This is a genomic window from Azospirillum oryzae (assembly GCF_900177515.1).
Classification (GTDB): domain Bacteria; phylum Pseudomonadota; class Alphaproteobacteria; order Azospirillales; family Azospirillaceae; genus Azospirillum; species Azospirillum oryzae_A.
On the sequence record NZ_FXAK01000004.1, the window covers coordinates 81,779 to 98,343 of the forward strand.

Annotated in this window: 14 protein-coding genes; 9 read left to right on the forward strand and 5 right to left on the reverse strand. The window is 68.2% G+C overall.

Annotated features, from left to right (window positions below):
• Window positions 1–139 precede the first annotated feature (139 nt).
• A complete protein-coding gene (locus B9N97_RS35535) occupies window positions 140–3,709 on the forward strand; it encodes a glycosyltransferase (protein WP_167393230.1) in 3,570 nt (1,189 codons plus the stop codon).
• 39 nt (window positions 3,710–3,748) lie between these two features.
• Window positions 3,749–4,696 carry a glycosyltransferase family A protein gene (locus tag B9N97_RS07530; RefSeq protein ID WP_085084965.1) on the forward strand — a complete coding sequence of 316 codons (948 nt, stop codon included), beginning with the start codon at window positions 3,749–3,751 and terminating at the stop codon, window positions 4,694–4,696.
• A gap of 30 nt (window positions 4,697–4,726) precedes the next feature.
• On the opposite strand, the gene B9N97_RS07535 is transcribed toward B9N97_RS07530, so the two are convergent.
• A complete protein-coding gene (locus B9N97_RS07535; protein WP_244560602.1) occupies window positions 4,727–5,173 on the reverse strand; it encodes a phytanoyl-CoA dioxygenase family protein in 447 nt (148 codons plus the stop codon).
• Between the two features lie 141 nt (window positions 5,174–5,314).
• Window positions 5,315–6,517, reverse strand: coding sequence for an RNA-guided endonuclease InsQ/TnpB family protein (locus B9N97_RS07540; protein WP_085084967.1), 1,203 nt, complete (start codon window positions 6,515–6,517; stop codon window positions 5,315–5,317).
• 104 nt (window positions 6,518–6,621) lie between these two features.
• Here B9N97_RS07540 and B9N97_RS07545 point away from each other — a divergent pair, with 104 nt between their 5' ends.
• The 3 genes from B9N97_RS07545 (at window position 6,622) to B9N97_RS07555 (ending at window position 9,171) form a co-directional block, all read left to right on the forward strand.
• A complete protein-coding gene (locus B9N97_RS07545) occupies window positions 6,622–6,762 on the forward strand; it encodes a type II toxin-antitoxin system PemK/MazF family toxin (protein WP_280174748.1) in 141 nt (46 codons plus the stop codon).
• 57 nt (window positions 6,763–6,819) lie between these two features.
• Complete coding sequence (locus B9N97_RS07550) at window positions 6,820–7,968, forward strand: sialidase family protein (RefSeq protein ID WP_085084969.1); 1,149 nt, start codon at window positions 6,820–6,822, stop codon at window positions 7,966–7,968.
• A gap of 69 nt (window positions 7,969–8,037) precedes the next feature.
• Window positions 8,038–9,171, forward strand: coding sequence for an aromatic ring-hydroxylating oxygenase subunit alpha (locus B9N97_RS07555; RefSeq protein ID WP_085084970.1), 1,134 nt, complete (start codon window positions 8,038–8,040; stop codon window positions 9,169–9,171).
• Between the two features lie 120 nt (window positions 9,172–9,291).
• Here the strand turns inward: B9N97_RS07555 and B9N97_RS34795 are convergent, their stop codons facing one another.
• Window positions 9,292–11,298, reverse strand: a complete 2,007-nt coding sequence (locus B9N97_RS34795; RefSeq protein ID WP_244560603.1) for a methyl-accepting chemotaxis protein — start codon at window positions 11,296–11,298, stop codon at window positions 9,292–9,294.
• Between the two features lie 512 nt (window positions 11,299–11,810).
• On the opposite strand from B9N97_RS34795, the gene B9N97_RS35540 reads away from it, so the two are divergent.
• Entirely contained in the window at window positions 11,811–11,972 is a 162-nt protein-coding gene (locus tag B9N97_RS35540; RefSeq protein WP_167393231.1) for a hypothetical protein, read from the forward strand.
• A 22-nt stretch (window positions 11,973–11,994) separates the two neighbouring features.
• Here the strand turns inward: B9N97_RS35540 and B9N97_RS07565 are convergent, their stop codons facing one another.
• Both B9N97_RS07565 and B9N97_RS07570 read right to left on the reverse strand, forming a co-directional pair.
• Complete coding sequence (locus B9N97_RS07565) at window positions 11,995–12,558, reverse strand: GNAT family N-acetyltransferase (protein WP_085084972.1); 564 nt, start codon at window positions 12,556–12,558, stop codon at window positions 11,995–11,997.
• A gap of 59 nt (window positions 12,559–12,617) precedes the next feature.
• Complete coding sequence (locus B9N97_RS07570) at window positions 12,618–13,394, reverse strand: SDR family NAD(P)-dependent oxidoreductase (protein ID WP_085084974.1); 777 nt, start codon at window positions 13,392–13,394, stop codon at window positions 12,618–12,620.
• A gap of 241 nt (window positions 13,395–13,635) precedes the next feature.
• On the opposite strand from B9N97_RS07570, the gene B9N97_RS07575 reads away from it, so the two are divergent.
• From B9N97_RS07575 to B9N97_RS07585, 3 genes are all read left to right on the forward strand, one after another.
• Window positions 13,636–15,006 (forward strand): type II toxin-antitoxin system HipA family toxin, encoded by a 1,371-nt coding sequence (locus B9N97_RS07575; protein WP_085084976.1) that lies wholly within the window; start codon window positions 13,636–13,638, stop codon window positions 15,004–15,006.
• Window positions 14,993–15,304, forward strand: coding sequence for a helix-turn-helix transcriptional regulator (locus B9N97_RS07580; RefSeq protein ID WP_085084978.1), 312 nt, complete (start codon window positions 14,993–14,995; stop codon window positions 15,302–15,304). The genes B9N97_RS07575 and B9N97_RS07580 overlap by 14 nt, the downstream gene beginning before the upstream one ends.
• A 139-nt stretch (window positions 15,305–15,443) precedes the next feature.
• Window positions 15,444–16,541, forward strand: coding sequence for a 3-oxoacyl-ACP synthase III family protein (locus B9N97_RS07585; protein ID WP_085084980.1), 1,098 nt, complete (start codon window positions 15,444–15,446; stop codon window positions 16,539–16,541).
• Window positions 16,542–16,565: the final 24 nt, after the last annotated feature.

The window sequence follows — 16,565 nt, forward strand, 5'->3', positions numbered from 1 at the left end:
CAGAAAAACATGGAAACTATTCTCTAATAGCGTGTGTCGAATGAATCAAAGTGTGACAGATTTTTCCCAAGCACCCATTTCTATTGAGCAGGCTCGGCAATAGTGCTTATCGGTCCATGCACAATTGCGGTCAAAGTCCATGCGCACCGACTCCTGCTCCCCGATCCCGCGCCTGATCCACCAGACCTGGAAGACACGCGACCTTCCGCCGGAATTCCAGGCGCTGCAGCGCAGCTGGATCGAGCGCAATCCCGGATTCGAATACCGGTTCTGGACCGACGGGGACATCGGGCGCTTCATCGCCGAGGAGCATTCGGCGCTGCTGCCGGTCTTCCACGGCTATGCCGATCCCATCGCGCGGATCGATCTGGCGCGCTACCTGATCCTGCGCCGCTTCGGCGGGGTCTATGCCGACCTCGATTTCGAATGCCTGCGTCCGATCGACGGGCTGCTGGAGGGGCGGAGCTTCGTCGTCGGGCTGGAACCGGAGGAGCATGGCGGGCTGGCGAAGGCGGTGGAGCGCGGGCTGCCCCGCATCCTGTGCCCGTCCTTCCTGGCGTCGGTGCCCGGCCATCCCTTCTGGGACCATCTGCTGGACCGGCTGGTCGAGGCGCGGTCCTGCGCCGACGTGCTGGACGCCACCGGCCCCTTCCTGCTGACCCGCGCCCATGCTTCCTATGAAGGGGCCCGGCACGAGGATGGCGCCGCCGCGGTGACGGTGCTGCCGCCGGAGCTGCTCTATCCCGTGACCAAGGAGGACTGCTGGAGCGGCCGCCTGTTCGATCCCGTCTTCTGGGAACAGGCGACCCGCCGGGCCTATGCCGTCCATTATTGGGAGGGCACCTGGTTCCGCGACACCGCCGGGCTCGGTGCCGGATTGGGTGCCGCATTGCCGCGGCAGGTCGCGGCGGTGGTGACCGACGGCCGGCCGGAGGGCGCCCGCTCGCCCATGAAGGCGGAGGGGGCGAAGGCGGAAGGGTTGCCGCTCATCTCCTGCCTGATGGTCACCAGAGGGCGGAGGGCGCTGCTGGAGTTCGCCATCGACGGCTTCGCGCGCCAGACCTATCCCAACCGGGAGCTGGTCATCGTCTGCGACAGCCCGGCCTTGCCGCAGGACGACCCGCTGGAGCGCGCCATCCGCGCCGCCGGGTGCCCGAACATCCGTCTGATCCGGGTGAATGCGGCCGGGCGGGAGGGAGGCGCGACGCTGGGCGAGCTGCGCAACATCGCCGTCGACCATGCGGCCGGCCGTTATGTCTGCCAATGGGACGACGACGACCTCTACGACCCCTGCCGGCTGCAGATGCAGCAGCGGGTTCTGGCCGCCGCCGGTGCCCAGGCCTGCCTGCTCGGCCGCTGGATGATCTGGTGGCCGGCCGAGGACCGGCTGGCGGTGTCCTGCGAACGCGACTGGGAAGGCTCGCTTCTGTGCGAGAAGGCGGTGATGCCCCGCTATCCGGCCCTTCGCCGCGGCGAGGACACGCCGGTGGTCGAGCAGCTGCGCCGCAGCGCCCGCGTCGTGCGGATGGACCTGCCGCGGCTCTACACCTACGTCGTCCATGGCGCAAACACCTTCGGCGCTCCTCATTTCGAAGTCCATTGGCAGATCGCCACCGCCCGCTTCGGCGGCGACCGTTGCCGGGCCGTGCTGGAGGAGATGGGCAAGCGCCTGCCGGTGGAGGCTTACCGCAGGACGGCGCTGCGCAATGCAGGGGACATGGGGGCCGGTCCGGCCGGAGCGGGCATCGAGGTCGAAGTCGCCGGGCATCTGGGGGCCGCGACCGGGTTGGGGAGTGCCGTGCGTGGGACGGTGGCCGCGCTGCGGGCGTCGGGGCTGCCGGTGACGGTGATCGACATGCCGCTCGACGAGACCCACCCTGTTGCGATGCCCGCCGCCCCGTCGGCGGGATCGAAGAGTGCCGCCGGCGCCTTCGCGGTGACGCTGATCCACACCAATCCGGACGCCCTGCGCCAGTCGCTGAACGCCTCCCGGCCGGATCCCCGCCTTGATCGCGGGCGGCTGTCCGGCCGCTTCACCATCGGCTATTGGGCCTGGGAGGCGTCGTCGGGGCTCCCCGACCCCTGGCGGGATTGCCTGCCGCTGGTCGACGAGATCTGGGTGCCCAGCAGCTTCACCGCCGCTACGGTGGCTCCTCATGTCCCGGTGCCGGTGATCGCCATGCCCCATGCCGTGGCGGCCCCGCAGGCCCCGCCCGCGTTCGACCGGCGGGCGTTCGGAATTCCCGACGGCACGGTCTGCTTCCTGACCCTGTTCGACGCGACCAGCAACGTCACGCGCAAGAACCCGGCCGGCCTGATCCGCGCCTATTGCACCGCCTTTCCCGACGCCACATCCGACACCCTGCTGATCGTCAAGGCGAAGAAGCTGACGGACGGCGAATGCCGCACGCTGGAGGCGTTGGCCGGCGGCCGGCCGGACATCCGCATCGTCAACGAACCCTGGACGGCGGAGCGGACCGCCGCCCTGATGGCGGCCTGCGACGCCTATGTCTCCCTGCACCGGGCGGAAGGCTTCGGGTTGGCCGTTGCCGAGGCGATGGCCTGCGGCAAGCCCGTCATCGCCACCGCCTATTCCGGCACCATGGACATCACCACCCCGGACACGGCCTATCTGGTGCCCTGCCACACCGTCATGCTGGAGGCGGACGACGGCTATTACCGGCGCGGCACCGTCTGGGCCGAGCCCGATCTGGAGGCGGCGGCCCGGCTGATGCGCCGGGTGGTGTCCCATCCCGACGAGGCCCGTGCGGTGGGCGCGCGCGCCGCCGACCGGATGCGGACCCGGTTCAGCCCGCAGGCGGTCGGTGGCCGGATGCGCGACCGCCTGTCGGTCCTGATGGCGTCGCGCCTGTGCCCGCCGGTCCGGCCTCCGCTTCCTCCCGCGGTCCCAACCCAGGAGGCCGGGCGCGGGGGAGGTGGCTCGGGATGGGGGACGGAGCGCGTGCTGGTTCTGACCCCGGTGAAGGACGCCGTCGCCCATCTGCCGCGCTACCTGGACCTGCTCGGCCGGCTCGACCATGACCCGTCCCGCCTGTCGCTGGGCTTCCTGGAGGGGGACAGCCGCGACGGCACGCATGACTGGCTGGCGGCAAGGCTGCCGGAACTGCGGCAACGCTACCGCCGGGTGACGCTGCTGCGCCACGATTGCGGATTCCGGCCCGGGGGGCCGCGCTGGGCGCCGGACATCCAGCGGCGGCGGCGGGAGCTGCTGGCGCGCTCGCGCAACCGGCTGCTGTCCGGTGCGCTGGGGGATGAGGAGTGGGTTTTGTGGCTCGACGTCGATTTGGTCGACTATCCGCCGGCCCTGCCGGCCCGGCTGCTCGCCGCCGGGCGCGATATCGTCGTTCCCCACTGCGTCCTGCCCGACGGGCGGACCTTCGACCTCAACAGCTTCCGGCTGACGGGAGAGGAAGACCCGCGCCATCTGGCCGACGGCGTCTTCCAGCCGCCGTGCGGTGTCGGCCGGCTCTATCTGGATGCCTTCGCCGGCGAGGGCATCGTGCCGCTCGACGGGGTGGGCGGCACGGCGCTGCTGGTGCGGGCGGACCTTCACCGCGAGGGGCTGTGTTTCCCTCCCTACAGCCATCGCGGCTACATCGAGACCGAAGGGCTGGCGATGATGGCCAAGGATATGGGCGTGACCGCTTGGGGCCTGCCGGACCTGCGCATCGTCCACGCCGATCACTGACAGCGACCAATGACAGCGACCACTGACGGGCGAAGCACCATGCCGACCACCGGAACCCCCAACACCGACAGCCCGGAAATTGCCGCCAGCATCGTCATCTGCACCCATCGGCGCCCCGAACTGCTCGGCGCCTGCCTGGACAGCCTGATCGGGCAGCGGGTGGGCGGCTCTCCGGGTGCTGCGCATGAAATCCTCGTGATCGACAATTCCCCGCTGGCGGAGGGGCGTCCGGTCGTCGAGCGCCGGCAGGCCGCCTTCGCCCTGCGGGGCGTTCCGCTGCGCCATATCGTGGAGGAGCGTCCGGGCGTCGGCTTCGCCCGCAACCGCGGCGTGGCCGAGGCGGCGGCAGCCCTGATCGCCTTCATCGACGACGACGAGCGGGCCTGCGACGGCTGGTTGGAGCGCTTGCTGGAGCCCTTCGACCGGCTGGGCGACGCCGTCGACATCGTCGCGGGCGAGGTCGAACCGGATTTCGGCGCGCTGTCCAGGCCCGACTGGCTGGCCGACGACATGCTGCATTTCTTCTCGTGCCGCTGGGGCTGGGACAGCGAACCCCGCTTCCTGCGCGAGAAGGAATGGTTCGGTGAAGGGAACTGCGCCTTCCGCAAGCGGCTGATGGCGGGCCGTGCCTTCCCGACCGACCTCGGCCGCAAGGGGGACGGGCTGCTGACGAACGAAGGCATCATCTTCATGGAGATGCGCAGCGCCGGAGCCGCCACCTACTATGTGCCGGACGCCACGGTGTCCCACTTCATCCATCCCGACCGGCTGAACCGCCGCTGGCTGATGCGGCGGATGTTCTATCAGGGGGTTTCCAACCGCCTGACGCAACGGCGATACGAGCTGGAGGAACAGCGTTGGGACTTCAACGTCAATCTGGCCAAGCTGGCCTCCCTCGATATTGAAAGCCTGGACGGAGAAAGCCTGCGGGCGATGATCCGGCTCTATTACCAGCTCGGCTACGCCTCGGCTCACGCCATGAACTGAAGCCGCCGGACGGCCGGAGCCATTCCTCCGTTACGGCGCCAGGTCGATCTGGTTCACGAAGGGGTCCAGCCCGTCCGGCACCTCGGCGCAGCGGCGGTCGAGCGGCGGGACGGTGGGGCCGTGGGGGCTGCGGTTGACGTTGTACTGGGCCGTCAGCAGCAGGCGCCGGCCGTGCCGCGGCAGGGCCCCCTTGTGGACGCCGTAGGTGTCGCCCAGGAAGCGGCTGCCGGCCGCGCCGGTCATCGTCACCGTGCTGGCGGTGCCGAAGGCGGCCTCCACCTGCGCGTCGGTCAGGGCGCGGCCGGTGGAGAGCAGGCGGCTGCGGTGGCTGCCCTTGACGAAGATGTGCGGACCGCCGTCCTCGTCCACGTCGGTCAGGTAGAAGAAGAGCTTGAAGCCGCCCAGACTGTCGAGGTCGCGGTGGTGGCGTTGGGTCCCCTTGGCCGCCTCCCCCCGCCGAAGCTTTCGCCGCCCCAAGACCACCAGCAGCCGATGTTGTCGAGGATCGGCTTGCAGCCGAGATACAGCTCCGCCGTCTGCAGCACCTGTGGGTCGTTGAAGAGAGCCAGCACTTAACATCTTCCCCACGGCTGAAGCCGGAGGATTTCCAAGAGTAACCTAAGCCACTCTTTTCAGTTTGCGCTTCACCGGACGCCCAACGGCACTCCTCGGCGCGGGCTGTGTTCCAACCCTTAGGATGTTGCGGGCGGCGTTTGTGTCGGCGTTCGCCGTGTGCCCACACTGTCCACAATGAAACGTCGCTTGGCTCTCGCGACTGGACTTGTCGATGGTTCCGCAGACTGAACAGGCCTGCGATGTGTAAGCCGGGTTGACCTTGTGCAACGCGCCACCGCGCTCCGCGAGCTTGTAGGACAGAAAGCACTCGAACTGATACCAACCGTTGTTCAGGATCGCCCGGTTCAGACCGGCCTTCTGCCGGACCTTCCGGCCCGGCTCGGCCGTGGTGCCTTTGGCCGATGCCGTCATGGTCCCGATCTTCAGGTCTTCCAGCACGACCATGCCGAAGCGGTCGGCGATCTCGCGCGAGCGTTCGTGGTTCCAGTGCAAGCGCAAGCGCGCGGCCTTCGCCTTCGTGCGGGCAAGCGCCCTGTGGGCGGCGTTGCGGCGGTTCGAGCCGCGTGTCTTCTTCGCCAGAGCGCGGGCCTGTTTCCGGGCGCGCTGGTCCAGCACGTTCAACCGCTCCTTTGGAAGGTCCCGGAACGTCCCGTCCGACAGGGCCAGCGTGTGGACCACGCCACGGTCGATGCCAACCGCGGGGTCGAAGGTGGCCGGCGTGTCGTGCTCAACCTCGACGCTGAACACTACATGCCAGCCCAGCGCATCTCGCGTCACCGTCACGTTTTTGACCGTGCCGGGAATGTCGCGCGTCAGACGGACCTTCACCTCGCCGATCTTCGGCAGCGTTACCGCCGCCCACTTCGCGTTCAGCTTGCGCCAGGGACAGTCGCGTCCGTTGAAGCGGAAGGCGTCGTTCAGTGCGCGCTTGCGCGGGGTCGGATGGTTGGCGCGACCGGCGAAGAAGTTGGCGAATGCTTTGTCCAGATCGCGGAGTGCCTGTTGTTGGCAGATGATCGAGACAGCGGCGATCCAGTCGAACTCCGCGCGCAACAGCGTCAGCTCCCGGCACTGCGAGGCATAGGAGATGTTGTAGCCGGTGTTCGCCTTGACCTGCCGCCACCAGTCGCGGCGCTGCTCCAGGGCGAGATTGTAAACGAGGCGGCACACCCCAGCGTACTGGCCGAACAGACTTTCCTGTTCGTCCGTCGCGTACAGCCGGAATTTGTAGCCTCGGTTCAGCACGTCCTAAGCCTTCGTCTGGTTCTCGATGTACTGCTTGATGACGGCCAGAGGAGCGCTGCCGACCGTGCAGACGAAATAGGGCCGACCCGACGCCGGGCAACGGCCTGCGGAAACGCTCGCAGGTGATGGTCGACAAGGTCCAGACGATCGCCCGCGCCAAGATCGGCGAGGCGTTCGGACGGTTGGAGGATGAAAGCATGCTCACGGTCAACCGGGCGTTCCTCCTCTGGATCGGGCTGGCCTGAGCAGACTCGTCGTTTGCAGACTCGTTGCTATTTTTCAAAGAGGGAGAAGGAAATCCGATGGCGATGACCGGTGCCGAACATCGCGTGCTGTACCGCGACCCGCGGTTCTATGCGTCCTTCCCGTCGCTGACCCCGGTGGGAGATGGGTCGGTGCTGCTGGCTTTCCGGCGCGCGCGCGACCATCGCTGGCTGCGCGGAGCGGAATACCGGACGGCGGAGGCCGGGTTCAACCATGTCGACCATCTCGATTCCCGCTCGCAGACCGTGCTGCTGCGGCTCGGCCCCGATGCGGAGCCGCTGGGCGAGGAGATGTCCCTGCCGCCCGACCCGCAGGCGGCCGACCAGGACGCCAGCCTGCTCACCCTGCGGGACGGCCGCATCCTGCTGACCGGCTTCCGCTGGTATCCGGTGCCGTCGTCGCAAGGGGAGGCGCTGCGCGCGCTGGGAATCGGGCTGACCGGCAATCCGCAGAAGACCGGCGACCTCTACATCTTCTGGGGCGGCTACAGCCGGCACAGCGACGGCGGCGGGCGCAGCTGGACCCCCCATCGCGACCTGCCCCCCCTGCCCGGCCATCCCGACATCGTGCCGGGCCAGCGGCCCTTTTACGGCGGCGCGGTGCGCGGCCGGGCGGTGGAGGCGCCGGACGGCACCATCCTGCAGACCGGCTACACCCACCATCCCTCCACCGGCACCTATGCCAGCCATCTCTTCGCCTCCACCGACCGGGGGGAGAGCTGGGAGCACCGGGCGATCATCGCCATCGATCCCGAGGCCAAGGCCGGATTCTGCGAGACGGCGCTGCATCTGGACGCCGACGGCGTGCTGCATGCCTTCCACCGCACCACCGGGCTGGACGACCATCTGGCGACCTCGCGCTCCACCGATCTCGGCCACAGCTGGGAGCCGTGGCGGCGCCAGGCGGTGGTCGGCCATCCCTATGACGCCTGCCCGCTGCCGGACGGCCGGATTCTGCTGGTCGGCGGCTACCGCCATGCGCCCTACGGCGTGCGCGCCCGCCTCTACGACCCGCGCCGCCAGCAGCCCGGTGAGGTGCCGGAGCTGGTGCTGCGCGACGACGGGCCGGCGCCGGATCTCGGCTATCCCTGGGCGGCGGTGCTGCCGGACGGCCGCGCCATGGTCGCCTATTACATCTGCGACGCCACCGGCTCTCGCGGCATCGAGGCGACGCTGTTCCGGCCGTGACGGGAGGAAGCGCCTGCGACCTGCTGTGCCCTGGACCGGGCTGCGGGGCGCGGGCTACCCTTCCTCCCCATGGAACGCCCCCTCCCCTTCATCGCCGCCAAGGCCGTCCCCGGCATCGCCCCTGCCGCCTACCACGACCCGGAGATCTTCCGGGCGGAGGAGGAGCGGGTCTTCCGCCAATCCTGGGTCTTCGCCGGCTTCACCGACGAGCTTGCCCGGCCCAACGACTATCTGACCCGCCGGATCGGCGGGCTGGACGTGCTGGTGCAGAATTTCGACGGGGAACTGCGGGGATTCCGCAACGTCTGCACCCACCGCTTCGCCATGATCCACCGGGCGCCGCGCGGCAACGGCATGCTGCGCTGCGGCTATCACGGCTGGACCTTCGACCGCGACGGCGTGCCCTACGGCATTCCCGGCAACGAGGCGAATTTCGGTCTCGACCGCGAGGGCCGCTGCGGCCGTGCCCTGATGCCGGTGGCGGTCGGGGTGTGCGGGCGCTTCGTCTTCCTGCGGGTGGCGGCGGAGGGATTGGACCTCGGCGAGTGGCTCGGCGTCTATGCCGACGTGCTGCGCCATGCCTCGGAAATCTTCGTCCGTTCCTTCGACGAGCGGTCGATGGAGTGGGCGGCCAACTGGAAGATGGGGGTGGAGAGCGTGCTGGAGGTCTACCACGCCGACCTCACCCACCCGACGACCTTCCGTAAGCTGGTGAAGGGCGACTGGCGCTGCGACTATGACGGCGCCCATTCCCGCGGCGTGACCGGCGTGTCGGACAAGAGTGCCCGCTGGTGGGACGGCGTGTCGGAGCGGCTGGGCTTTCGCCCCAGTCCGCTTCTGCGCGAGTACGACCACCTGCACATCTTCCCCAACCTGGAGATCGGCTTCACCCGCGGCGCAGTGATGAGCGTCCAGACCTATGATCCGCTCGGTCCCGACCGCTGCGCGCTGAATCTCCGCCTGTTCCTGGCCGACCCGGACGGCGCCCCTGGGGGAGATGCTGGAAAGGGCGGCCCCGCCGCCCGCCGCCTGATCGAGGAGGGGGCGCGCGACCTCAACGTCGCCCTGCTGCGCGAGGACCAGGAGGCGTCGGAGCTGGCCTTCCGCGGCTGCAGGCAGACGGAGCGCCCCGCCCTGCTCGGCCTGAACGAGGAGCGCATCCAGCAGTTCCACGCGGTGTGGCGGGGGATGGTGGGGGGCTGAGGCCTGCTCTTGCGGTGACGATCTTCTCCAGGAAGCCATCTTCAGGAAGCCACCGGCCAAGTCGCGTGCGGCCTGGCCGATGATCCGCGTGCGTTCACATGATCGCCTCTGGTATCAGGATCATGCCGCACGGATGGCGGTCAGGAACTGTTCCACCTCTCCGCGCAACCGGTCAGCCTCATGCGACAGTTGGCCGGCCGCATCGAGCACGTCGCCGGCGGCGGAACCGGTCTCGGTGGCGGCGTGGCTGACGTCGGCAATGTTCTTCGTCACCGCTTGGGTGCCGACCGCCGCCTGCTGGACATTCCGGGAGATCTCGCTGGTCGCGGCACCCTGCTCCTCGATGGCGGCGGCAATGGTGGTGGCGATTTCACTCATCGTCGCGATGGTCTGCCCGATGCCAGTGATCGATGCCGCGGCGTTGCTGGTTGCCGTCTGCATCGAAGCGATCTGAGCGGCGATCTCCTCCGTCGCCTTGGCGGTCTGGGTGGCGAGGTTCTTCACCTCGCTTGCCACCACGGCAAAGCCCTTGCCCATTTCGCCGGCTCTCGCTGCCTCGATCGTGGCGTTCAGCGCCAGCAGGTTGGTCTGGGTGGCAATGCCGTTGATCATCTGAACGATCTCGCCGATGCGGTGCGCCTGTTCGACCAAACCGTTGACATGCTCGGTCGTCTGTTGCGCCTCTGCGACCGCCTGATCGGCGATGGCGGTGGAGCGCGACACCTGTCCGCTGATTTCGGCAATCGAGGCGGTCAGTTCCTCCGTTGCGGTGGCGACGGTCTGCACGTTGCTGGACGCTTGTTCGGCCGCGGCTGCGGTTGCGGCAGCCTGCCGGTTGGTGTAGGTCGCGGTGTTCGTCATGGCCTGGGCCGTGGACTCCAGCGCCCCGGCGGAGGTCGATACGGTGTGCAGAATGCCGGACACTGTCCTGTCGAAGCTGTGCACGAGTGTCTCCACCATTCCAGCCCGACGCTCCTTGGCCCGACGCTCATCGGCCTGCGCGGTTTCCAGACGATCGCGCTCCTGGGCATGCTCCTTGAAGACGAGGAGCGCGCCGGCAAGCCTGCCGATCTCATCGCCACGGCCGCGATACGGAACTTCGCCGGAGAGGTCACCATCGGCGACCTGCAGCATTGCCTTGGAAATCTCATGAATGGGGACGGCAACCCGGCGGCGGACAATGAGTGTACCGGCGATACCGAGCGCCAGGGCCAGCACCAGCAACGTCCCATTGATCGCCAGTGCCGTGATCTCCTCGCTCTGATGCTGCGCCGCGCGAATGGCGATGGCATCGAGTGTGGCGTTGGCCACGGCATCGAGACCGCTCATCGAACGGTCGGCCAGCTCGTTCACATCCTCCAGGCGCATCGGCGGCTCCTGGCCGGCGGTAGCCGCGGCCAGGACCGTCTCCCGGACTTTCAGATAATCGGATACGTAGCTGCGCTCGGCCGCGGCAATCGCCGCCTTGACGGCGTCAGGAGTCGTGGGGCGCTGAGCCGCCTCGCGCACCACGCGCCACGCCGCATCGAACTGGCCACGGACAAGAGCCATCCGGGAGCCGTCCTCCGCGGAGACTTTCTTCTGGAGCATCGCGCCGTCGAACAGCACACGCAGCGGTGTTGCCGCTTCACGGGCCGCCACGGCCGCGTCCTTCACGCCGATCAGTTCGGAGAACAGGGGGTCGAGCGCGCGCATCGGTTCCAAGAGGGTCGTCGACGATTGGGCGAGCAGGTCAATGGCTTCCGTCGAACCGCCCATCCACTCGTCGACCAAATCCTTGCGGCGTTGGGCGACGGCGAGCTTCAATGCCGCGTCCACCTCGTTGCGCAACGAATCGAGCCGGGCAATAGCGTTGCGCACTTCGGTCGTGCCCAGGCCGGAGGCGCACTCCACCGCACCACAGACGGTGGCGACGGCCTCGGCGGCGACGGTCGAGGACTGCCGCAGGCCCGCCAGTTTCGCCACCATCAGCGGTTCTGACCCCGGTGGCTGCAACAGCAAGCGCCGCACTCCACCACGCTCGGAACGGATCGCCTGCATCGCCGAGAAGATGGTCCGCGACGCCTCGGCCACGGTTTGAACGCTTCGGCTGCTCGACAGCGTGCGCAACGATGACACGGTATCCATGCTAACAACCAGCACTGGAAATGCGACGCCGCCGCCAAATAGCATCAACAACGTCGCAGTTATGCTTAGACTATGTAGACGCTTCATTGTAGGATCCCCATGTCTTCGCAGGAGTGAATATCCTTTCATTTCTTTGTGACATAAACGGAAATCACTGTCCAACATATCCATGTATTCTATACATTCTCTTAATTATTCTGCCAGCAACTTTTATGCACGCTAAGCAATAAACAAAAGCCCTTCTGGCACACTTGTTTCACGAACACAGCAGACTGGCGCTGCTCGGTGCAGCCCAATCTGACGCCATCGACGTCGATGGAACCGCGGCGGACGGACATTCCTCGGGATTTCATCGCAGGCTCTGTCCAGAAGCTTTGCCGAACGGCAGCTCTCTGGAATGAAGCAGTCATTCACCGAGTGATCCGAGCGCTGGCGAAGGGGGGCCACGGCACCGTCGGTCCCGGGCTTGGAGCCAGTCCAAGCCGACCAGCGTGCGCTCGAGGTGGTCGACTATGATGCGCAAGCACGGCCGCACAGGTCTCGGCTCGGCAAAAGATCAGGCCGGCCACTCAACGCTTCTGGCCGACCAATGCCGCGAGACCGTCGCCATGCTGACATTGAACGCCGTCGGCCACCGAGCGTTCCCGGCTTCGTCGCTTGGCGTGCGGCTTTGAACAGAGTCTGTGATGAGGCTCCTCACCGCCACTCCCGCCCGTCCATGTCCTGGTAGATGCGGAAGCGCTCGCGCACCGTCAGCCAGTCCTCGGCCAGCATCTCGAAGATGTGCAGGTCGATCTCCTGCCCGTCCTTCACCACCTGGCGCCTCAGCACGCCGACCGGGCGGTAGCCGATCATCGGCTGGCCCTTCAGCAGGCGGGGGCTGTTGGTGCCCAGGATGTGGTTCACCACCTTGCGCAGCCCCATGGCGAAGAAGACGTGGTTCAGCATATAGGCGAAGTTCAGCGGGGCCGCCCCCATCCGCCCCGCCCGCTCGCCCATCAGCACGCCGAAGGTGGCGATCCGCCACTCCGGCTCGGTCACGGTGATGGAGACATGGCCGGCCGGCACGCCGTCGACGCAGAGGATGCGGTGGACATAGTCGTCGCGCTCTTTGCTGCGCCGCAGCCACGCCTTCTGCCGCTCCACGTCGTAGGGCACGCGGCTCAGCATCTGGCCGGCGATGTCGGGGCGGGTGCGCCAGTCGAGTAGCAGCTGGGCGTGCTCCTCCGTCGGCTCGATGAAGGTCAGGGAGCCGCTCATGCCAGGGCTCCCGATCCCGTCCGATTGGCCCGTCCGATTGGGATGGCGCATGGCGGACCTCAGGCGGTGCGGCCGCCGTCCACCGTGACGATGGACCCGGTCATCCAGCGGCTGGTGTCGGCGAGCAGATAGGCGATCATGTGGGCGATGTCGTCGGGATGGCCGAAGCCCAGCGGCTGCAGCGTGCGCAGATGCTCGTACTGTTCGGCGGTCAGCTTCTGCTTGCCGCGCTCGATCAGCTCGGTCTCGACGATGGAGGGAACCACGCAGTTGACGCGGATGCCGTCGCTCAGCAGCTCCACCGCCAGCCCCTTGGTGGCGGCGATGATGCCGCCCTTGCTGGCGGCATAGACGACGTTGCCCGGCGAGGCCGCCGTCGCCGCGGTGGAGGAGATCAGCGCCATCGCCGCCCGGTCGGCATGGCAGCCCTTCTGCCGCAGCCCACGGGCGAGCGCGAGCGCGCTGCCCAGGTTGGCCCGCATCACCTCGTCGAAGAAGGCGGCGGAGAAGATGCGGATCGGCCGCAGGGTCTGGATGCCGGCGCAGTGCGCGATGCCGTCGAAGGGCGAATCGTCGGCGCACAGCCCCTTCATCCAGCCCGGCACGGCCTCGAGATCCGACAGGTCGAAGGGGGCGATGGCGTGGTCTTCCCCCTCGAGTTTATCGGCGGTTTGGGCCAGCCGTTCCTCGTCGCGGCCGTTCAGCACCAGCCTTGCGCCGAGCTTCGCCAGCACCACCGCCGTCGCCCGGCCGATCCCGGCCGACGCCCCGGTCACCAGGATGCGGCGGCCGGTCAGGTCCATGGGGTTGTAGGCGGCCGGGGTGCAGGCGGTCATGGCAGGGAAATCCAGGTTGGTGGCGTATCGGGACGCGGACCATAGCACGACGGCCGGCCGACATCAGCGCGTCCGGGACTGCGGCCTTTTGGTGCGGGGCGCCACGCCCGTTTCCCAATTGGCAGCAACGGCGTCGCCGCTGTCAGCACATTGGGAAACACCCCATTGCAATGGTATCTTATTGTAGCCGGCTCGCATATATGCTCCATAGAAATGGAATGTTTCTGTGAAGCAAGCGGCCATGGGCGACAGTGCAAGCCTGATCGTTCAGCTCCATCATCACGGTGTCTGGCACGATGCCGCCGACTTGGCGGTCAGTGATGTCCAGGCTGGCATCCGCTCGCCCACCCGGCTTGAATACGACCCTTTCTATTTCATCGCCTTCGGCAATGCGGAGTTTGCCGAAGGCCGGCCGGTGGCTGACTGGCGGGCGGTGTCGGTGCGCGACCGCGTCGATATGGCGGCGCATCGCCGGGACCATTGGCCGCCCTTCCTGCTCGACCTGCTGCCCCAGGGCCATGCCCGCCGCCGTCTGGCGGCCGAGATGGGGTTCGGTCCCGATGACGAAGGCTTCGCCTTTCCGCTCCTGCTGCGCGGGGCGGGAAGCCCCATCGGCAATGTCCGCGTCAAGCAGGCTTTTGAGGCCGAGCGGGAGCGTCTGGGCGGTGAAACGGTGGCTGGCGTGACGCTGGACGAGGTCTTCGACCGCTCCCCCGCTTTCCAGGACATGGCTGGCCGCTTCGCCCTGATCGCTTCGGGGTCGAGCGGCGTCCAGGGCGAATGGCCGAAGCTGCTGCTGACGCGCAAGGACGACGGGCTGTGGTATCCCGACTCCGTGGTCGGGGATGACGAGGCCCGCGACCACATCATCGTCAAAATGTCGCGGGCGAAGGGACCGGAGGACCGCCTGATTCTCGCCTGCGAGGCGCCCTATCTGGAGATCGCCCGCGGCTTCGGCCTGCGGGTCGGCCGGCCGTTGATCCACCGCGGCGATACGTTGGCGATCCCCCGCTTCGACCGCGCCGTGTCGGCGGAGGGCGTGACGCGGTTGGGCCAGGAAAGCTTGGTGTCCGCGGCCGGGGTCGCCGCCTTCGGCCACCAGGCAACGCATGAGGCCTATATCGCCGTGCTCCACGCCGTCTGCACCGAGCCGGCCGGGGAGATCGTCGAGTATGTGCTGCGCGACCTGCTGAACCGAGCCATGGGCGACACCGACAATCATGGCCGCAACACCGCCCTGCAGAAGCGTCCTGACGGCTGGATCGGCCTGACCCCGCGCTTCGACTTCGCGCCGATGGTGCTGGACCCGGGGGTCATCGCGCCGTCGACCCGCTGGGAGTGCCTGCGCGGTGGCGGCTTCCCCATCCGGTTCGAGCGGATTTGCGAGGCCGTCACCGCCGTCACCGGGGACGACGGGTTGGGCCGGCGGCTGGCCGGGGCGCTGTCGGCGAAGGCCGATGCGGTCGCCGCCCTGCCGGAGACGGCGCGCGCCCATGGAGTGCCGGAACCGGTGATCGCCCGCGCCTTCGCCGCCTGCGGCGAGCTTGCCGCCGCACTCGCGGCCCTGCCGGCAAGCGGTTTTGGAAAAGGCCGGGCCGATGCCGCGCCGTAGGCCGTCCAGCCGCGAGGCGCTGCTGGAGGCGCGCCATGCCCTGCTGCGGGCGGCGGAGGGAGGCGAACTGGCATGGGCCGAGGGGGTGCGGGCCATGCGCCGCTGCTTCGGCATGACCCAGGCGGAGTTCGGGCGGAGCTTCGGCCTCACCACCCGGCAGGTCTCGCAGCTGGAGACCGGGGCCGCCAACCCGACGGTGGCGACGCTGGAACGGCTGTCCCGGCCCTTCGGGCTGACCGTCGGCCTGATCCCGGAGCCTGCCATCCCGGAGCCTCCCGCGAAGGATCCGGAGCGGTGACCATAGGACCGTGTGCCGCAATCAATCTTCCGGAAACCAATCCGGCGTCACTGTGCGCTATGGTGCGGGCCATGGTGCCGGACACCAACCCAGACAAGCGCCCCCGCCGGGCCCTTGAACACGCGAAGGACAGGACAGAATGAAAGCCATCATCGACGGCATCCGGATCGCCGGCCTGCGCGCGGTGGTGCCGCCCCAGCGCCATTCCTTCGTCGAGGATCCCGGCATGTTCACGGTGGAGGAGGCGAAGAAGCTGGCCGCCACCATCGGCGTCCAGGAACGCCGCGTGCTGCCGCCACCCTATTGCGCGTCGGACCTCTGTATCGCCGCGGCGGAAGGGCTGATGCAGCAGCTGGACTGGGACCCGGCGACGGTGGAGGTGCTGGTCTTCGTCTCCCAGGACGCCGACTATGTGCTGCCGGCGACCGCCTGCATCATGCAGCACCGGCTCGGGCTGCCGACCAGTGCCGCGGCCTTCGACGTGCCGCTGGGCTGCTCGGGCTATGTCTACGGCCTGTGGATCGCGGCGAAGCTGCTGGGCGGATCCTCGGCCAAACGGGCGCTGGTGCTGTGCGGCGACAACCCGACCCGCCACCTGCACCCCGAAGACCGCGCCACCCTGCCCTTGTTCGGCGATGCCGGATCGGCGACGGCGCTGGAGGTCGACGCCGCGGCCCCGCCGATTCCGGTGGTGATCGGCACCGACGGCGCCGGCGCGCCGCACATCTTCGTCAAGGCCGGCGGCAAGCGCCACAGCCTGATCCCGCCGGTCGGCACCGCCGGCCGGATCGCCGGCGAGGAAGCCGCCGCCCAGCTGGAGCGCGACTCCCGCCTGACCCTGAACGGGGCGGAGGTGTTCTCCTTCACCCTGCGTGCCGTGCCGCCGCTCTTGCGCGAGGCGATGGAGCATGCCGGCACCGACGTCGAGGGCATCGACCGCTTCGTCCTGCACCAGGCCAACGCCTTCATGCTGGAGCATCTGCGCAAGCGCATCAAGGCGCCGGCCGACAGGTTCGTCATCGACATGCAGGGCTTCGGCAACACCAGCTCCGCCTCCATCCCGCTGGCGATCTGCCACAGCATGGGGACACAGCTGGCGGCCGGGCCGGTGAAGACGCTGATGGCCGGCTTCGGCGTGGGCTGGTCCTGGGGGGCGATGGTGGCGGAGCTGGGGCCGATGCCGGAGCCGCGGGTGGTCGATCTGCCGGAAGGCTATCCGGTGCTGGCGGTGGGATAGGTCCAGCCCGACCTGGTTGATTCC

What these genes read in the sequence shown, in the direction of transcription:
- B9N97_RS35535 (WP_167393230.1), top strand. Translation starts at nt 140, where the DNA reads ATGCGCACCGACTCCTGCTCCCCGATCCCGCGCCTGATCCACCAGACC.
- B9N97_RS07530 (WP_085084965.1), top strand. Translation starts at nt 3,749, where the DNA reads ATGCCGACCACCGGAACCCCCAACACCGACAGCCCGGAAATTGCCGCC.
- B9N97_RS07550 (WP_085084969.1), top strand. Translation starts at nt 6,820, where the DNA reads ATGGCGATGACCGGTGCCGAACATCGCGTGCTGTACCGCGACCCGCGG.
- B9N97_RS07555 (WP_085084970.1), top strand. Translation starts at nt 8,038, where the DNA reads ATGGAACGCCCCCTCCCCTTCATCGCCGCCAAGGCCGTCCCCGGCATC.
- B9N97_RS34795 (WP_244560603.1), bottom strand. Translation starts at nt 11,298, where the DNA reads ATGGATACCGTGTCATCGTTGCGCACGCTGTCGAGCAGCCGAAGCGTT.
- B9N97_RS35540 (WP_167393231.1), top strand. Translation starts at nt 11,811, where the DNA reads ATGATGCGCAAGCACGGCCGCACAGGTCTCGGCTCGGCAAAAGATCAG.
- B9N97_RS07565 (WP_085084972.1), bottom strand. Translation starts at nt 12,558, where the DNA reads ATGAGCGGCTCCCTGACCTTCATCGAGCCGACGGAGGAGCACGCCCAG.
- B9N97_RS07570 (WP_085084974.1), bottom strand. Translation starts at nt 13,394, where the DNA reads ATGACCGCCTGCACCCCGGCCGCCTACAACCCCATGGACCTGACCGGC.
- B9N97_RS07575 (WP_085084976.1), top strand. Translation starts at nt 13,636, where the DNA reads ATGGGCGACAGTGCAAGCCTGATCGTTCAGCTCCATCATCACGGTGTC.
- B9N97_RS07580 (WP_085084978.1), top strand. Translation starts at nt 14,993, where the DNA reads ATGCCGCGCCGTAGGCCGTCCAGCCGCGAGGCGCTGCTGGAGGCGCGC.
- B9N97_RS07585 (WP_085084980.1), top strand. Translation starts at nt 15,444, where the DNA reads ATGAAAGCCATCATCGACGGCATCCGGATCGCCGGCCTGCGCGCGGTG.